10 protein-coding genes and 1 tRNA gene are annotated in these 16179 nt (G+C 68.2%); 1 reads left to right on the forward strand and 10 read right to left on the reverse strand.

The features are described 5' to 3' along the window. Positions 1–50: 50 nt before the first annotated feature. Positions 51–3473 carry a bifunctional proline dehydrogenase/L-glutamate gamma-semialdehyde dehydrogenase PutA gene (gene putA / locus BCY78_RS12855; RefSeq protein WP_068302418.1) on the reverse strand — a complete coding sequence of 1141 codons (3423 nt, stop codon included), beginning with the start codon at positions 3471–3473 and terminating at the stop codon, positions 51–53. Between the two features lie 117 nt (positions 3474–3590). Between putA and BCY78_RS12860 the strand changes: the two genes are divergently transcribed. Then, positions 3591–4049: an Lrp/AsnC family transcriptional regulator gene (locus BCY78_RS12860; RefSeq protein WP_068302420.1), complete on the forward strand. Its 459-nt coding sequence runs from the start codon at positions 3591–3593 to the stop codon at positions 4047–4049. Between the two features lie 20 nt (positions 4050–4069). Here BCY78_RS12860 and BCY78_RS12865 read toward each other — a convergent pair whose 3' ends face one another. From BCY78_RS12865 to pheT, 9 genes are all read right to left on the reverse strand, one after another. After that, positions 4070–5176: a hypothetical protein gene (locus BCY78_RS12865; RefSeq protein WP_068302422.1), complete on the reverse strand. Its 1107-nt coding sequence runs from the start codon at positions 5174–5176 to the stop codon at positions 4070–4072. A 52-nt stretch (positions 5177–5228) separates the two neighbouring features. Beyond that, positions 5229–6395: a nucleotide sugar dehydrogenase gene (locus BCY78_RS12870; protein WP_068302425.1), complete on the reverse strand. Its 1167-nt coding sequence runs from the start codon at positions 6393–6395 to the stop codon at positions 5229–5231. 14 nt (positions 6396–6409) lie between these two features. Then, entirely contained in the window at positions 6410–7465 is a 1056-nt protein-coding gene (locus BCY78_RS12875; RefSeq protein ID WP_083195011.1) for a polysaccharide biosynthesis/export family protein, read from the reverse strand. A gap of 13 nt (positions 7466–7478) precedes the next feature. After that, the gene (locus BCY78_RS12880) at positions 7479–9050 is read right to left on the reverse strand and encodes a glycosyltransferase (protein ID WP_068302428.1); all 1572 of its coding nucleotides are present in this window, start codon (positions 9048–9050) and stop codon (positions 7479–7481) included. Then, complete coding sequence (locus BCY78_RS12885; protein WP_068302430.1) at positions 9050–11110, reverse strand: HlyD family efflux transporter periplasmic adaptor subunit; 2061 nt, start codon at positions 11108–11110, stop codon at positions 9050–9052. Before BCY78_RS12885 ends, BCY78_RS12880 begins: the two co-directional genes overlap by 1 nt. Before the next feature lie 556 nt (positions 11111–11666). Then, entirely contained in the window at positions 11667–12110 is a 444-nt protein-coding gene (locus BCY78_RS12890) for a TerB family tellurite resistance protein (protein WP_068302496.1), read from the reverse strand. Between the two features lie 159 nt (positions 12111–12269). Next, positions 12270–12346, reverse strand: a tRNA-Pro gene (locus tag BCY78_RS12895). Between the two features lie 57 nt (positions 12347–12403). Further along, positions 12404–13426 (reverse strand): DMT family transporter, encoded by a 1023-nt coding sequence (locus tag BCY78_RS12900; protein ID WP_068302433.1) that lies wholly within the window; start codon positions 13424–13426, stop codon positions 12404–12406. Positions 13427–13660: 234 nt separating this feature from the next. Next, complete coding sequence (gene pheT, locus BCY78_RS12905; RefSeq protein ID WP_068302435.1) at positions 13661–16081, reverse strand: phenylalanine--tRNA ligase subunit beta; 2421 nt, start codon at positions 16079–16081, stop codon at positions 13661–13663. Between the last annotated feature and the right edge of the window lie 98 nt (positions 16082–16179).

The raw sequence follows: 16179 nt of genomic DNA on the forward strand, positions 1-16179 counted from the left end.
GTCACGGATTGGCAACATCCCCAAGGGGATGCGCGAAGCCGCGCGTTCCGTCAAGCACCCGATGCTTCAACAAGCAGTTGCGCGTTCCCACCCGAGGCTGTGGTGTCGATACACAGGTGGCGTTCGGTTAAGGCATGGGCCCGATCCGGCTGGCTGGTGATCAGCGGAAGGATCGCCCCCGCGCGCCGTGCCAAGGCCTGCGCATAGGCCCGTGCTTGGCCCGCATCACCCCACCAGATCACGCCCGAGAAGCCCTGCGCGCGCTCCAGCCACTCGGCCGGCACCGTGCCGCCGGCCATGACGGCGACGCCGCCCGCCGCACGGATGGCCGCCGCCTGCGCGGTTTCGGCGGCGCGGCCCGGCCCAAGGCACAGCACGGCGGGGCGCCGATGCAGGCTGAGACGGTTCGACTCGCCGGTCGGTCCGGGCATGTCATGGGTGGCGACAGCCTCGGACGGGATCGGTGCGTCGAGCTCGCGTTGCAGCGCCGTCAGATCCGCCGTGCCCTCGGCCTCGCCGCCGGCTTGCGCCGCCGGCGCCGGGGCGGCAAGCCGCGCGACATAATCCGGGCCGCCCGCCTTGGGGCCGGTGCCCGAGAGGCCCTCGCCGCCGAAGGGCTGGCTGCCAACCACAGCGCCGATCTGGTTGCGGTTGACGTAGAGGTTGCCGACACGCATCGCCTCGACCACCTCCTGCACGCGGTTGTCGATCCGGGTATGCAGGCCGAAGGTCAGCCCGAAGCCACGGGCGTTCACCGCGTCCAGCACCTTGTTCAGATCCTTCGCCTTGAAGCGGGCGACATGCAGCACCGGGCCGAAGATCTCGCGCGGGATATCGGCGATGCCCTTCACCTCGATCACCACCGGGGCGACGAAATGGCCGGCATTCGGCGCGCGGAGTTCGTGCAGCACCCGGCCCTGCTTGCGGGCCTCGGCGATATAGGCGCGGATTTCGCGCGCGGCTTCGAGGTCGATGACCGGGCCCACATCCGTCGACAGCGACCACGGATCGCCCAGCGCCAGCGCCTCCATCGCGCCGCCGAGCATCTCCAGCATGTGCGGCGCGACATCCTCTTGCACATAGAGGCAACGCAGGGCCGAGCAGCGCTGGCCCGCCGATTGGAAGGCCGAGGCCACCACGTCGCGCACCGCCTGCTCCGGCAGCGCGGTCGAATCGACGACCATGGCGTTGAGGCCGCCGGTTTCCGCGATCAACGGGGCCGAGGGATCAAGGTTCGCGGCCATCGCCCGGCGGATCGCCTGCGCGGTCTCGGTCGAGCCGGTGAAGACCACGCCATCAACGCGCGGGTCCGAGGTCAGGGCCGCGCCCACCTCCGCGCCCTCGCCCGGCAGCAGCTGGATCGCCGTCGCCGGCACGCCCGCTTCCAGCATCAGCTCAACGGCGGCATGGGCGATGAGCGGCGTCTGCTCGGCGGGTTTCGCCAGCACCGCGTTGCCTGCGGCCAGCGCGCCGGCGATCTGGCCGGTAAAGATCGCCAACGGGAAGTTCCAGGGCGAGATGCAGGTGATGCGCCCGCGCGGGGTCATTTCGGGCGTGATGCGGGCGGCGTAATAGCGCAGGAAGTCCACGGCCTCGCGCAGTTCGCCGACGCAATCGGGCAGCGTCTTGCCGGCCTCACGCGCCAGAAGGGCGAAGAAACGGCCGAAATCGCGCTCATAGAGGTCGGCGACGCGGTTCAGGACGGCGGCGCGTTCCTCGGGCGCGGCATCCCAGACGCGGGCGGCGGCGAGGGCCGCGTCGACATCGGCGCGGCTCGCCTGCGTGAGTTTGCCGACCTGCTCACCGGGACGCGCCGGGTTCAGTGCATCGACCACGGCCCCGCCCTGCACCGGCGCGGCCATCAGCGGACCGGCGGTGACATGCGCGATGGCATGGGGCAGACGGGCGGCCTCGATCCGCGCAAGATCGGGGGCCGAGGTCAAGTCCCAACCCTGCGAATTGGCGCGCTCGGGCGCAAACAGCGCGGGGCCGGTGGTGAGGGCGAAGGGGCGGTGCGCCGAGATCGGATCGGCCACGACCTGCTCGGGCGCGACTTTCTCGTCGACGATCTGGTTTACGAAGGACGAGTTCGCGCCGTTCTCCAACAGCCGCCGCACCAGATAGGCCAGCAGGTCACGATGCGCGCCGACCGGGGCGTAGATGCGGCAGCGGGTTTTCTCGGCGGTCAGCACGAGGTCATGCAGCCGCTCACCCATGCCATGCAGGCGCTGGAACTCGAAGGCATCGCGCGGCAGGCCGGTGGCCATCTCCAGCACCGTCGCCACGGTCTGCGCGTTATGCGTCGCGAATTGCGGGTAGATGCGGTCGGTCAGGCCCAGCAGTTTGCGGGCGTTCGCCATGTAGGAAATGTCGGTCGCGGTCTTGGCGGTGAAGACCGGGAAGCCCGGCAGACCCATGACCTGCGCGCGCTTCACCTCGGCGTCCCAATAGGCGCCCTTGACCAGCCGGACCATGATCTTGCGATCCAGCCGCGCGGCCTCGGCATAGAGCCAGTCGATCATCGCCCCGGCGCGCGGCCCGTAGGCCTGCACGACGACGCCGAACCCGTCCCAGCCCTCCAGCGCCGGATCGGTCAGGACGGCGGCGATCACGTCGCGCGAGAGGACAAGACGGTCCTGCTCCTCGGCGTCGATGTTGAAGCCCATGCCGCGCTTGGCGGCCATGCGGGCAAGCTGCGTGACGCGCCCCACGAGCTCACGCATCACGCTGTCGCGCTGGCTTTCCTCATAGCGCGGATGCAGCGCCGAGAGCTTCACCGAGATGCCCGGATTGGCCTTGATGTCCTGCCCCTTGCAGCCCGTGCCGATGGATTCGATGGCCTTGGCATAGGCCTCTTGGTAGCGGCGGGCATCGGCCTCGGTGCGGGCGGCCTCGCCCAGCATGTCGTAGGAATAGGCGTAGCCGCGCGCCTCCATCGCAGCGCCACGGGCCATGGCGGACTGGATCGTCTCACCCAGCACGAATTGGCGGCCCATCTCCTTCATCGCGCGGCCCACCGCGGTGCGGATCACCGGCTCGCCCAGCCGCTTCACCGCGGCGCGCAGATGGCCGGCGATGCCCGGCTGTTCCTCGTCCAGCACGCGGCCGGTCAGCATCAGCGCCCAAGTGGAGGCGTTGACCAGCGACGAGGCGGAATGGCCCAGATGCTTGCCCCAATCCGACGGCGCGATCTTGTCCTCAATGAGCGCGTCCATGGTCGAGGCATCGGGCACCCGCAGCAGCGCCTCGGCCAAGCACATCAGCGCGATGCCCTCATCCGTCGAGAGGCCGTATTCGACGAGGAACACTTCCATCAGCCCCGGTTTCGCGCCCGAGCGGATGTCCTTGACCAGCTGCACGGCACGGGCATGGATGCGCGCGCGGGCCTCGGGCGAGAGCGCGGCGGCCTCGGCCAAAGCGGCCACGAGGGTCTCTTCGTCAGCGGGAATCGGGTTGATGAGCGGTTCGGTCATGGTCTGGCACCAAAGAAGGGGGTCTGAACCAGCATTACCCCGATTGAGGCCCGCCTTTTTCCCGATTACCGTAAAGGCGCAGGCGAAATCGCCGATTTTTCAGCCCCGGACAGGACAATGACCCGCGACGATCTGGACAGCTTCGACCTGGCGATCCTGCGCATCCTTCAGCAGGACGGCCGCATCAGCGTGACCGAGCTAGCCAGCCGCATCAGCCTGTCGAAATCCCCCACGCAGGCGCGGCTGAGGCGGCTGGAAAAGGCCGGTTTCATAACGGGTTATCAAGCCCGCGTGGATCACTACCGGCTGGGCCGCGGACATGTGGCCTTTGTCGAGGTCAAGCTGTCGGACACGCGCGAAGCAGCGCTGAGGGCCTTCAACACCGCCGTGCGCGCCCTGCCCGAGATCGAGGAATGCCACATGATCGCCGGCGCCTTCGACTATCTGCTGAAGGTTCGCTCGGAAGACATCATGGATTACCGGCAGATCCTCGCCGAGAAGATCTCGGGCCTGCCGCATGTGGCCTCGACCTCGACCCATGTGGCGATGGAATCGGTGAAGGAAGCCGGGCGATAGACCCGCCCGGCCCGCAGGGGTCAGGCGGCGAAATGGTCGCGGCAGAACAGCTTGCCGCCCAGATCCGCCAATTCGGGCACCGCGCGTTGGGCGATGACAACGTCGCAATCGGCCTTGAACGCATCCAGCGTCGCGGGCTCGCCGTCCCAGGACAAGATCTCGGTCCCCGCCGCGCGCAGACGGTCCGCCAGTTGCGTCATCGGCGCCGAGTGGCCGGGGCGATACATCCCCACCCGACGCGGGGCCCGTTGCAGGACCGACGCCGCCAGAGCCGAGGAGCGCACGGCATTCGCCTCGTCGATCCCCGGCAGGATATGCACCGGCACCGAGGCCGTGGCATCCACCAGCTGCCGGGTCGAGCGGGACATCAGCTGGCCGCCGAAGCCGAAACACGGGTTGTTCGCGCTACGGCCGATCCGCGGGTCGAGGCAGACACCGTCGATCACCTGCCGCGCGTCCAGCCCATGCGCCATGGCGTAGCTGTCGAGTTCGTTGAAATAGGCGACGCGGGCGGCGAAATAGGCCTGCTCGGCGTGGCGGACGGCCTCGGCCTCGGACGGGCCGATCTGGCGCAGGGTGACGGCGGGGTTCAGCGCCGCGCTGGCAAGAACGCGGCCGACACGCGTGCCAAGGCGACCGCGATCGCCGATCACCAGACGTGCCGGGTTCAAGGCATCCTGCAGCGCCGCGCCTTCCCGGCGGAATTCAGGCGCGCAGATCAGCCACTGGCTGTCGAGGCGCTGTTGCAGGCGCGCGGTGAAGCCGATGGGCACGGCCGAGCGGATGACGATCGGCACGCCGGGGCACATCGTATGGGCGAATTCGATCCGGCTCTCCAGCTCGATCGTGTCGACCTGCCCGGTCACCGGATCCTGCCGCAGGGGCGAGGCCACGAGGACCAGCTCGGCCTGCTCCAGCGCGGCGATGGTGTTGACCGTGGCGCGCACGCGGACCGGATGTTCGGCCAGATAGCCGGCGAGGGCCGGATCCTGCAGCGGGAATTCCCCGCGGTTGATCGCCTCGATCCGGTCGGGAACCGGGCCGGTGACGGTGACATCGTGCAGACGACCCAGAGACAGGGCGTCACTCATGGCCACAAGGCCCAGTCCGATGATGGTGATACGCATGGGATTACTCTCTGGCTGAAGTCACGGTTCGAGAATGGGGGCCGCTTTAGGATCAGTTCTGGCCGAACAGGTCGCGGGTGAAGACCTTGCCCGCGACGGGATCGAGGTCCGGGGTCATCCGGTTGGCGATGATCAGGTCGCAGGCGTCGTCGAACTCCTCGAACCGGCGCAGGACGCGCTGGCCGTTCAGCGTCTCGCCCGGCCAGGCCGGCTCGTAGATGACGGTTTCGACGCCGGCATCGTTCAGGGCGACGATGATGTCCTGCACCGCGCTTTCGCGGAAATTGTCCGAACCGGCCTTCATCACCAGCCGATAGACGCCGACCCGTTTGGGCGCGCGGGCCAGAATGGAATCGGCCAGCACCGTCTTGCGGGACGCGTTCGACGACACGATAGCGTTCATCAGGCTTTGCGGCACCTGCGCGAAGTTGGCGACCAACTGCTTGGAATCTTTCGGCAGGCAATAGCCGCCATAGCCGAAGGAGGGGTTGTTGTAATGGTCGCCGATACGCGGGTCCTCGGACAGCGTTGCGATGACCTCGCGCGCATCCAGATCCGTGGCCATGGCCAGGGTGTCGATCTCGTTGAAGAAGGATACCCGCAGCGCGAGATAGGTATTGGCGAAAAGCTTGATCGCCTCGGCCTCGGTCGCGTCGGTGAGCAGCGTCTCGACCTCGGGCTTCAGGGCGGCGGCGCGGAACAGCTGCGCGATCTTGTCGCCGCGCGCGCTGACCTCGCCCACGACGATCCGCGAGGGGTAGAGGTTGTCATAGAGCGCCTTGCCCTCGCGCAGGAACTCCGGCGAGAAGACGATGTTGTCGCAGCCCAGCCGCTCTTTCAGGGCCTTGGTGTAGCCGACCGGAATGGTGGATTTGATCACCATCGTGGCGCGCGGGTTCAGGGCGCGGACCGTGTCGATCACCGTCTCGATCGACGAGGTGTCGAAGGCATGGGTCTGCGCATCGTAATTGGTGGGCGTGGCGATGATCACCAGCTCGGCGTCGGCATAGGCCTCACGCGGGTCGAGGGTGGCGCGAAGGTCCAGCATGCCCGAGGCGAGGTATTCGCTGCATTCCGCATCCACGATGGGCGAGCGACCGGCGTTCACATCGGCGACCCGCTCGGGCGTGATGTCGATGGCGGTCACCGTGTGGTGACGGGCCAGCAGGATGGCGTTCGACAGGCCGACATAGCCCAGTCCGGCAACGGCGATCTTCATGGCGGATACTCCGGTCACAGGTTGAGCGCGCGCAGCGCGGCATGCACAGGGGTGAGGTCGGCGCCCGAGGCACCGGCCGGACGCGGGTCGAGGACGATGACATCCCCCGCCCCCAGCATCAGACGCGCGCCGAAGTCGGCGGACAGCGCCTGCGCCGCGGGCAGTTGCAGGACCAGCGTTCGGCCCGTCTGGGCGCGCAGGACATGGACCGTGCCGCTGGCGGGCGGCTGGGTGCCCAGCACCGCCGCGAGGCTGACGATGCCGCCGGACAGGTCATAGAGGCGCGGCTGCCCATCCGTGCCCATCAGGCGCAGCGGTGCGGGACGCGCCTCGGCCAGCGCCGGCAGGCGGGCGCCCTCGGCACCGGTGACGACGCGCAGAACATCGCCGTCGCGCAGCACCGGCGTGGGCTGGCCGCGGGTCAGGAAAGCCTCCAGATCCACGCGCTGCTCAATCCCGTCGCGGATCAGCACCACCCGGTCGCGGGCCGCATCCCCGGTGAAGCCGCCGGCCGCGTTGACAGCGTCGATGACGGTCAGCGGCGTGGTGGTCAGTGCTTGCCGGTTGGGCCGGGGCACCGCGCCCACGACCGAGACACGGCGCGCGTTGAAGCCGGTGACGCGAACGTCGACCTGCGGATTGGCGATGTATTGGCGCAGCCGCGCGGCGATATCGGCCCGCAGCGCCTCGGGCGTGCGGTCGGCGGCGGGCACCCGGCCCAGGAACGGCAGCTGGAGGGCGCCGTCTTCCTCAACCCGGTAACCCGATTGCGCGCCGCCCGGCAGCGTCAGTTCCGGCGCATCGACGACATAAAGCTGCACGACGTCCCCGGCCCCCAGCAGGTAGCGCCAGCCCCCCTGCCCCGCACTCGGCGTGGCGGCATATTGGGCGACGGTCTCGGCCGTCAGGGTCACCGGCACCAATTGGCGGTCGAACGAGGCCAGCGCCGCCCCGGCCGGGCGCGCGGCCATCATCGTGGCCTCGGGCCCGGGGCCCGAGACGCAGGCCGAGAGCAGAACGAGCGCTGCTATGCAGGCAGAGGAACGCAGGGACTGGGAAAGAGCGTACATCGGCAGGTCCTGTTCAATAGCCGTGGATGATGCGGGCGGAGAGGTCTTCGGTCCAAAGATCGAAGCGCGCGCTGTCGTCGGTGACGTTGGAGATCAGCAGCACTGCCGACACAAAGGCGGCGAGCGAGGCGGCGAGCATGACCTTGCTCTCGAGCCGCGGGGCGGCGGGGTTGAAGGCCTGCGGCCCCTTGCCCTTGCCGCCGGTGTTCTGGCGGGTCCAGCGCTGGACGTTGGGGTTGTGCGAGACGAAGATCTTGATGCCGGCGCCGACGACTTGTCCGTAATAGGTCAGCAGCGGGAAGACGGGATGCCAACGGCCTGAGATCAGGCCGACGCCGGCCGAATGCAGGCTGCGGGTCAGGCAGATCCACAGCGCATAGATCGCGAGGAAGATCGGATCGTGGATCAGCGCGGCGGTGCCGAAGAAAACCAGACCGAACAGCGGGGTCCACATCGACGCCTTCTGGTCCATCAGCGCCAGCCAGGTGAAGGTGCCCAGCCGTTTGCGCCCCAGTTTCAGCGCCTTGGCGCCGCCGCGGGTCATGTTGCCGAACCAGCGCTTCTGCAGGCCGACAGTATCCGCGACGAAGCCTTTGCCCGGCAGCGACTCGAGGCAATAGATCACCTCGTCGGGCACGTAGGTCACGTCCCAGCCGTTCTCGACCACCCAGCGCCAGGTCGACTTGTCGTCGCCGGTCAGCATGGTGATCTTGCCCAGCCGCTTGTGGTGCAGCACGTCTTCCAGCAGGTTCGCAGCGAAGTTGGGGTGCATCATGATCTGCGTGCGGAACATCGACCAGCGACCGGTCAGCACCAGCACCCGGCCCGACAGCGCCATCGAGGACATGTAGACATGCCGCTGGGCCATGCGCAGGCGGTACCATTCGCGAGCCAGCGTCGTGCCGGCAACCAGCGGGGTATTGTCCAGCGTCAGGGCCCCGACGCGCGGCTGGTGCAGCAGGATCGGCGCGGTGCGGCGCAGGGTACCGGGCTGAACCAGCGTATCGCCATCCATCAGGATGCCGGGGCAATCGGGCGGCACGCCCATCTCGCGCAGCTTCGCCAGCGCATCGGCCATGGCCGAGCGTTTGCCGGTGCCGTCCTGCAGCGTGAAGGCCAGCCGGATCCCCTCGGTTCCCGGGATCGAGCGGTGGACATGGCCGATGAGCGCCATCTCGTCGGTCGAGGCGACGGCAGCCACCACGGTCCCTTGGCCCGAGTAATCGAGGATGTCCTTGAACAGGTTGCCATAGACCGCCGCATTCATCGCATCGCCCATCTTCCAGCTGAGGCAGACCACGGCGACATGGCGGCCCTTGGCCGGCGCAGCGGCCTCGGCATCGCGGCGGATGGCGGGAAAGACGCGGCGGGTGAAGGCCCAGGCGCGCAGCATGTGGAAGCCGCCCCACGACCAGCGCCAGGCGCCGATCATCCCCATCGACGCGAGGAAGGCCGCGTCGCCGGCGATCAGCGTGCGCGGCGGGATCACGGTGAACAGCACTACCAGTGCCGTCAGCCAGGCCGTTCCGAACAGCGCGTAGCTGGACAGTGGCGACGTCCCCAGATGGATCTCGCGCGCGGCCATCACAGGCCTACCAGGCTGGACAGGCCGGCCAACAGCCCGCCCACCTGCGCACGCAGGAAGCCCCACAGCGCGCTGGTCTGGATCGACACATCGGCCACCATCCCGGCGGGCGCCCGCAACGGCTGCTCGGTGGTGATCTCGACGCGGGCATAGCGGTCGGCGGCAAAGACATTGTCCTGCAGGCCGGCAAATCCGCGCCAATGCGGGTTGTAGTTGAACTGCGACACGCGGCCTTCCAGACGGGTGCCATCGGCCAGCTCGACCAGCGCGCGGTCGCCCAAATCGAGGTGACGCGCCTCTTCGGCCATCACCAGCGCGTGGATCGTCGCAGCCTCGCCGCCCGTCAGCAGGGCCAGCGGTTGATCCGGCTCGGCCCATTCGCCGGCCCGCGCGCTGACGGTCTGCACGGTGCAATCGCAGGGCGACAGGATCGGCGCGCCCAGCTCGGCATCGAGGCCACCTTGTGCCATCTGCTGCAGCTCGGCCTGAAGCGAGGCGATGCGTTGATCCATGGCCGCCAGCGTGGTCGTCCCGGGCCGGATCTCGCCGCCCAGAATGCCCATCGGCGCAAGCGCGAGCACCTGCCCCAGACGATCCGAATCCGTCCGGACCCGCAGCAGGTCACTCTCGGCTTCCAGCACGCGGGCTTCCTGCTGCGCGCGTTGGCGCTGGCGCTCGGCGGTGGGAAGGCCCCCAGCCCGCAGCGCGGCCAGTTGCTGGCGCTCGATGGCGACCCGGCGCTCGGCCAGTTGCAGGGCTTCGGCCTGACGCGAGCGTTCGCCCTCGGCCCCGGCCACCGACAGGCTGGCAAGCTCGCCGGTGGCGGTGCGGCGCGCCTGCAGATCGGCCAGTTCGGCCTCCAGCGCGCGGCGGCGGTCCAGCACGTTCAGCGCCCGGCGCTCGAAATCCGAGGGGCGGACATAGCCCAACACATCGCCCAAGGCGACGCGCTGACCGGGCTCGATCCGCAGGGACGAAACCGTGCCGGCCACGGGAACGGCGATGCTGGTGGCGCCCACGGTCACTGCGGCATAGCGCGCGGGTACCGAGGTGAAGCTGTTCAGCGCCACGGCGCCGGCGGTGGCAAGGGCAAGGCCCGCCAGCGACAGCTGGAACCCGGTCCGGAAGCGGCGCATGCGCTCGCCGGTCTGGTGTTGGGCCTGACGGTTCTCGGTCGTGTCATTGATCAGCCGGGTCAGGGAGAGCGCGTGATCGGCGACCACCTGATCGACGATGCGGTGCAACATCTCGGCCTGCGCGCGGTCCAGATCGACGAAGATGAACTGCTGCGCCGGTTGGCCCGGCTCGGCCTCGGCGCGAACCTGCACGCGCATCTCGATACGCGTCACGCCCTTGCCGATCAGCAGGGTCACGTCGAACACGCGGCCTTGGCCCGGCCGCGGTTGGTAGGGCTCGGTCAGCGTGAAGCCGTTCACCGTCCAGACCGAGGTGCGCATCTCGGCGCCCTGAAGGCGCACGCTCATCGGCTCATGCACCGCGACCGCGTTCAGGTCCGGGCTATGCGACTGCACCGGGGTCCGGGCCGGCGCGGGTTGCGGGGCCATGACCTGAACAGGCGGTTGCGGCTGACGCGGTTGCGGGGCCCGGTCGGGTTCGGGCAGGTCGAAGACCTCGGTCGCGTCGCCGGCCTCGAAGGTTGCGGGAGCAACTGGGCGCCGTTGCCGATCATAGCTGGGCGGGGTCACAAGCGGCGTCGCAGCCGGAGCCGGTGCAACGACCGGCGTGTTGGCCACAGCGGGACGCATTGTCGGCGGAGCAACGCGGGGCAGCGGTGCAGGGGCCGGCGCCTCGACGATCGGCGCGGCCTCGGCCACGGGCGCCGGTTTCCGGGCCGTGCGCGGATCTTCCCGGAAGTCGGACAGCAGAGCTTCCAGCTCCGGATCCTCGGGAGCGGCGGCCGGGGCGGACACAGGCGTGACGATCGCTGCGGGCGCAGGGGGCGTGAGCGGCGCGATGTCGGCAAGACGCTCTGGTGAGACGACCCGACCCCGCGTGTCATAGACCGGCGGGCTGACGATCGGGGTCGGCCCTTCCGCCACAGCCCGGCCTTCCGGCTCCCGTAGCGGCTGTGGGGCCGATAGCGGTGCAGACGCACGGGCCGTCGGGAAAGAAGCCGGGCGGGACGGCGGTGCCACTTTTGCGGGATCGATCCGCGCCATGCGGTTGGGACCGTTCCGGTCATAGACCGGGGGAGTGACAATGGGGGGCAGGCTGTGGATCTTCGCACTCGGAGCAGCACCGGACGCGTCACCCAGCCCGAGAAAATCCTCGGCATCGAAGGCGCCGTCCGCGCGGCTCCGTCCCGACTGATTGCCTGCTTGCACCATGACCGACCTGCACTGTCCCAAGTGACCTCGAACGGGTCACGATTGTTTCTCGTTGGGATAGGTCTGACCGGAGATCGGGGCGAGATCGGGAAAGTTTAAGGACAATTGAGGGGAGTTTCTGGCCAGATCAGCCCCAATCCCACCACATTGCCTCCTTGTGGTTGCAAGACAGCCCTGGCGCACCACCGTTTATCGACACAAGACAAACGCCAGCGCCCTCAAGGCACTGTTTCCGCAAAACGCATCGGAAAGCCGGGAATCGCCCCGTTCAGCCACCTTGGCGCGCGAGAACGCGCTGCCGGGCCGCTGCACTGTCATGATCAGAGACCGCCAACAGCGGCGCCAGACGCCGCAACAACGCATCCTCATCGGGATCACGCTCGTGATCGATCAGCACGATCTCCCACAGGGCCTCGAACAGCCGGACGCGCTCGGCTTCCTCCATGCCGAACTTCACCACGCGGGTGAACCGGACGATATCCGCCGCCTCCGCCTGCGCGGCTTCGCCCTGTTCGCACAGACGTTCCGCTTCGGGCAGCTCCAGCCCGAAGATCGCCTGCAGCAGCGTCACGACCGCCAGCCGCTCCTCGGGCTTGTAGACATCATCGGCCCGCGCGGCGTCGACCAGCAGGGCGGCGACGGCAATGTCGGCGGGAACCTCGTGCCGGTTGCCGGCATCGGGACGGAAGAGACTGCGGAGAACGTCGATCATGCGGGTCAACATGCGTCGCAGGCGCGCGAACGACAAGGGCCGCTGGTGACACGGGCGCGTGAAAGGCGCGGCGATGGGAGGGTGGGCGGGGCGATGCCGCAGGCGAGCGCCGTCCCACCCGCGCAGCAAAAAGCCCCCACGAGGGGGGCTGTTTGATCTTGGTCGGAGTGAGAGGATTCGAACCTCCGGCCCCTGCCTCCCGAAGACAGTGCTCTACCAAGCTGAGCTACACTCCGACCGTGGGCGCGGGATTACCCCGCCACGCGGGGCTTTGCAAGGGGCTACCGCAAGGATTATGCCGCCTTTTCGCTCTCACCGGTTTCCGCGTCCTGCGCCAAATCCTGCTGCAATTCCTCCATCACGATCGGCGCCGGCGCGGCCACCGATTCATTGCGCAACCGGGTCTGCAGAACCGGCTGGTTCTCGGACACATTGCGGCGCGATTCGCGGAACACGATGTAGAGGCCCGAGGCCACGATCAGCGAGGCCCCGGCCACCGTCCAGCGGTCCGGCGATTCGCCAAACAGGATCGCGCCATAGAATGCCGCCCAGAGGATCTGTGAATACTGCATGGGAGCCACCAACGCGGCCTCCGACCGTTTGTAGGCGCCGATCGACAGCGACATCGCCACGAAGGCCAGCGCCGCGATCACCACAACGGTCGCCAGATGCGGCAGTTCCATCGGCACATAGACCGCCGGCAGCAGCGCGCCCATGATCACCACATTCGCCAGCATCGGATAGAGCAGCAGCACGGCCGAGCGCTCGTCCGGGCCGATCTTGCGCACGATCACCCCGTTCAGCGCCGCCGTCGACGCCGACAGCAGCGCCGCCGCATGGCCAAGCCCCAGCTCGGTTCCGCCGGGGCGCAGCACCACGATCACGCCCAATAGCCCGACAATCACCGCGCCTCCGCGATGCAGGCCGACCTTCTCGCCTAGCATGGGGATCGACAGCAGCGTGATCAGCAGGGGCGAGGCGAAGAGGACGGCATAGACCTGCGCCAAAGGCAGCACCGTGAAGGCATAGAAGGCCCCGCCGGCCGAGACGACGACACAGGCCGTCCGCGTCAGTGACCACCAGGGATGAACCGCGCGCAGGGTTCCGGGCTCAGGATCGCGGATCAGCATCAGCACAAGGAAGGGGAAGCTGAACAGACCCATGTAGAACATGATCTGAAAGACCGAATAGGTCTCACCCAAGATGCGGATCAACACGTCATGCGTCGCGTAAAGGGCGAAGCCCAGCAGGGCCATCAGCGGGCCGACGGGGCCGGAATTGGCCTTGGTCGGGGCGGAGGGGGTCGTCTGGGTCATGGGGCCGGGATCCGGTTAGTGAACAGGTTAGCGGTCTCTGGTCCCAACCTATAGCCCGGTTCCGCGATACGACAAGGGAGGGGGGCCAGCCCCCCTCTTCGTCCCCTGAAGGAGGGGACGAATTCACCCCCCCGGGATATTTGGGGAACAAAGATGAGGCAGCCTGTGGGTCAGGGCGCGGGCCATGAAAAAGGGGCCGCGCGGGCCCCCGTTTCGGTGTTCTGACGCGTGCGATCAGCCGCGCAAGGTGCCGCCGGTGGCCTTCGAGACCTTGTCGACGATCTTGGCCGAGACGGCCTCGATGTCTTCTTCGGTCAGGGTCTTGCCCTGAGGCTGCAAGCGCACGGTGATGGCCAGCGATTTCTTGCCTTCGCCCATCTGCGAAACCGCCTTGTCGCCCGAGAATTCGTCGAACACGCGGACGGTCTCGATCAGCGCCTTGTCGGCGCCTTGGGCGGCGTTGACGACGGCCAGCGCCTCGACCGAGGTGTCGAGGACGAAGGCGAAGTCACGCTCGACGGCCTGCAGGTCGTTGAGGACCAAAGCCGGGCGGGTGGCGGTGGCTTTCTTCGGCATCGGTGCCGCGGCGACGGAGAGGGTGAAGGCGACGGCGGCGCCCTTGATGCCGTAGGCCTTCAGCACGCGCGGATGCACTTCGCCGAAGGTTGCGAGCGCGTTCTTGCCCAGCGTCAGGCGGCCGGCGCGGCCCGGGTGGAACCAGCTGGCGACATTGCGGTCGGACTGGGTCTTGGCCGGGGCACCGATGGCGGCTAGCACGGCCTCGGCATCGGCCTTGGCGTCGAAAAGGTCGACATTGCGGCGGGCGTGATGCGGGTCACGCGGGCCGTTGGCGCCGATCAAAAGGCCGGTCGCGTGGATCTCCTGCTCACCGGGCTCGCCGCCATGGAAGACCGGGCCCAGCTCAAAGAGCGCGATGTCCATGAAGCCGCGCGCCTGATTGCGGGCGGCGGCCTGCAGCAGGCCGGGCAGCAGGTCCGGGCGCATATGTGTCATCTCGCTGGAGATCGGATTCTCCAGCTTCAGCGCGTCCTCACCGCCCCCGAACAGCGCGGCCGAGGCGGCGTCGATGAAGGAATAGGTCACGCATTCATGGTAGCCGAGCGCGGCCAGCGTCCGGCGCATCAGCCGCTCGCGCTTTTGCAGCGGCGTGAGGATCGGCACAGGCACACCCGATTGCGGGCGGGCCATCGGCTTGCCCTCGAGTTTCGTGAGCGAGACGACGCGGGCGACTTCCTCGACGAGGTCGGCGTCGCCCAGCACGTCCGGACGCCAGCTCGGCGGGGTCGCGCGGTCGCCGTTCAGCCTGAAGCCGAGGCTTTCGAGGATCGTGCGCTGCTGGGCCTCGGGGATGTCCATGCCGACGAGGCTGGAGCAGCGGGCGGCGTCGAAGCGGTAGTCGCGGGTCGTATCCGGCACCGCGCCGTCGCTGACGACCTCCGAGGCCTCACCGCCGCAGAGATCGAGGATCATGCGGGTCGCGAGTTCCAGCCCCGGCAGGGTGAACTCCGGGTCCACGCCACGCTCGAAGCGGTAGCGGGCATCGGAGTTGATCTTCAGTGCGCGGCCGGTGGTGGCGATGGTGATCGGGTCCCAATAGGCCGATTCGAGGAAGACATCGACGGTCTCCTCGGTGCAGCCCGAATGCTCGCCGCCCATGATGCCGGCGATGGATTCGACGCCCGATGCATCGGAAATCGCCATCATCCCCGGCTTCAGCGCATAGGTCTTGCCGTCGAGCGCGAGGATCTCCTCGCCGCCCGCTGCCGGATGGATACGCAGCGCGCCGCCCTGCACCTTGGCCACGTCGAAGACATGGAGCGGGCGATTGTAGGCGAAGGTGAAGAAATTGGTGACGTCGACCAGAGCCGAGATCGGACGCAGGCCGATGGCCTTCAGCCGCTGCTGCAGCCATTTCGGCGAGGGGCCGTTCTTCACGCCGCGGATGACGCGACCGGCGAAATAGGGGCAGCCCTTGTCCTTCAGCGCAGGGTCGATGGTCACGGTGACGGGGCTGGCGAAGGTGCCCGCAACCGGGGTCACGTCCAAGGCCTTCAGCGTGCCGAGGCCCCGCGCGGCCAGATCACGGGCAACGCCGCGCACACCCAGCGCATCGGGGCGGTTCGGGGTGATCTTGATGTAGATCATCGGGTCGTTGAGGCCCGCATAGTCGATATAGCGCATGCCGAGCGGCGCATCGGACGGCAGCTCGATGATGCCGTCATGGTCTTCGGACAGCTCCAGCTCGCGCTCGGAACACATCATCCCGTTCGAGGCCTGGCCACGGATCACGCCCGGCTTCAGGTCGACGCCGGTGCCGGGGACATGCGTGCCGACCGGGGCGAAGACGCCGACGAGGCCGGTGCGCGCGTTCGGCGCACCGCAGACGACCTGCACTTCCTCGACCTTGCCGCCCGGACCATCGGGCAGGGTTTCGACACGGCAGAGGTTCAGCTTGTCCGCATCGGGATGCTTCACCGCTTCGGCGATCTTGGCGATACGAAACGCGCCCAGAGTGGCGGCGGGATCCGCCACCTCCTCGACCTCGAGGCCCAGATCGGTCAACGCCTCGACGATCTCATCGAGCGTGGCCTCGGTTTCCAGGTGCTCCTTGAGCCAGGACAGGGTGAATTTCATCGCCAGACCTTCAGTTCACTGTTCGGCGTCCTGTTAGCCGATCCTGTCGCGCAAGGAAAGCCGGGGCTTGGCGGCATGCGGTCACGGAAAGGACTGGC

The sequence above is a fragment of the Pararhodobacter sp. CCB-MM2 genome, from assembly GCF_001691415.1.
In the GTDB taxonomy this organism is placed as follows: Bacteria; Pseudomonadota; Alphaproteobacteria; order Rhodobacterales; family Rhodobacteraceae; genus Pararhodobacter.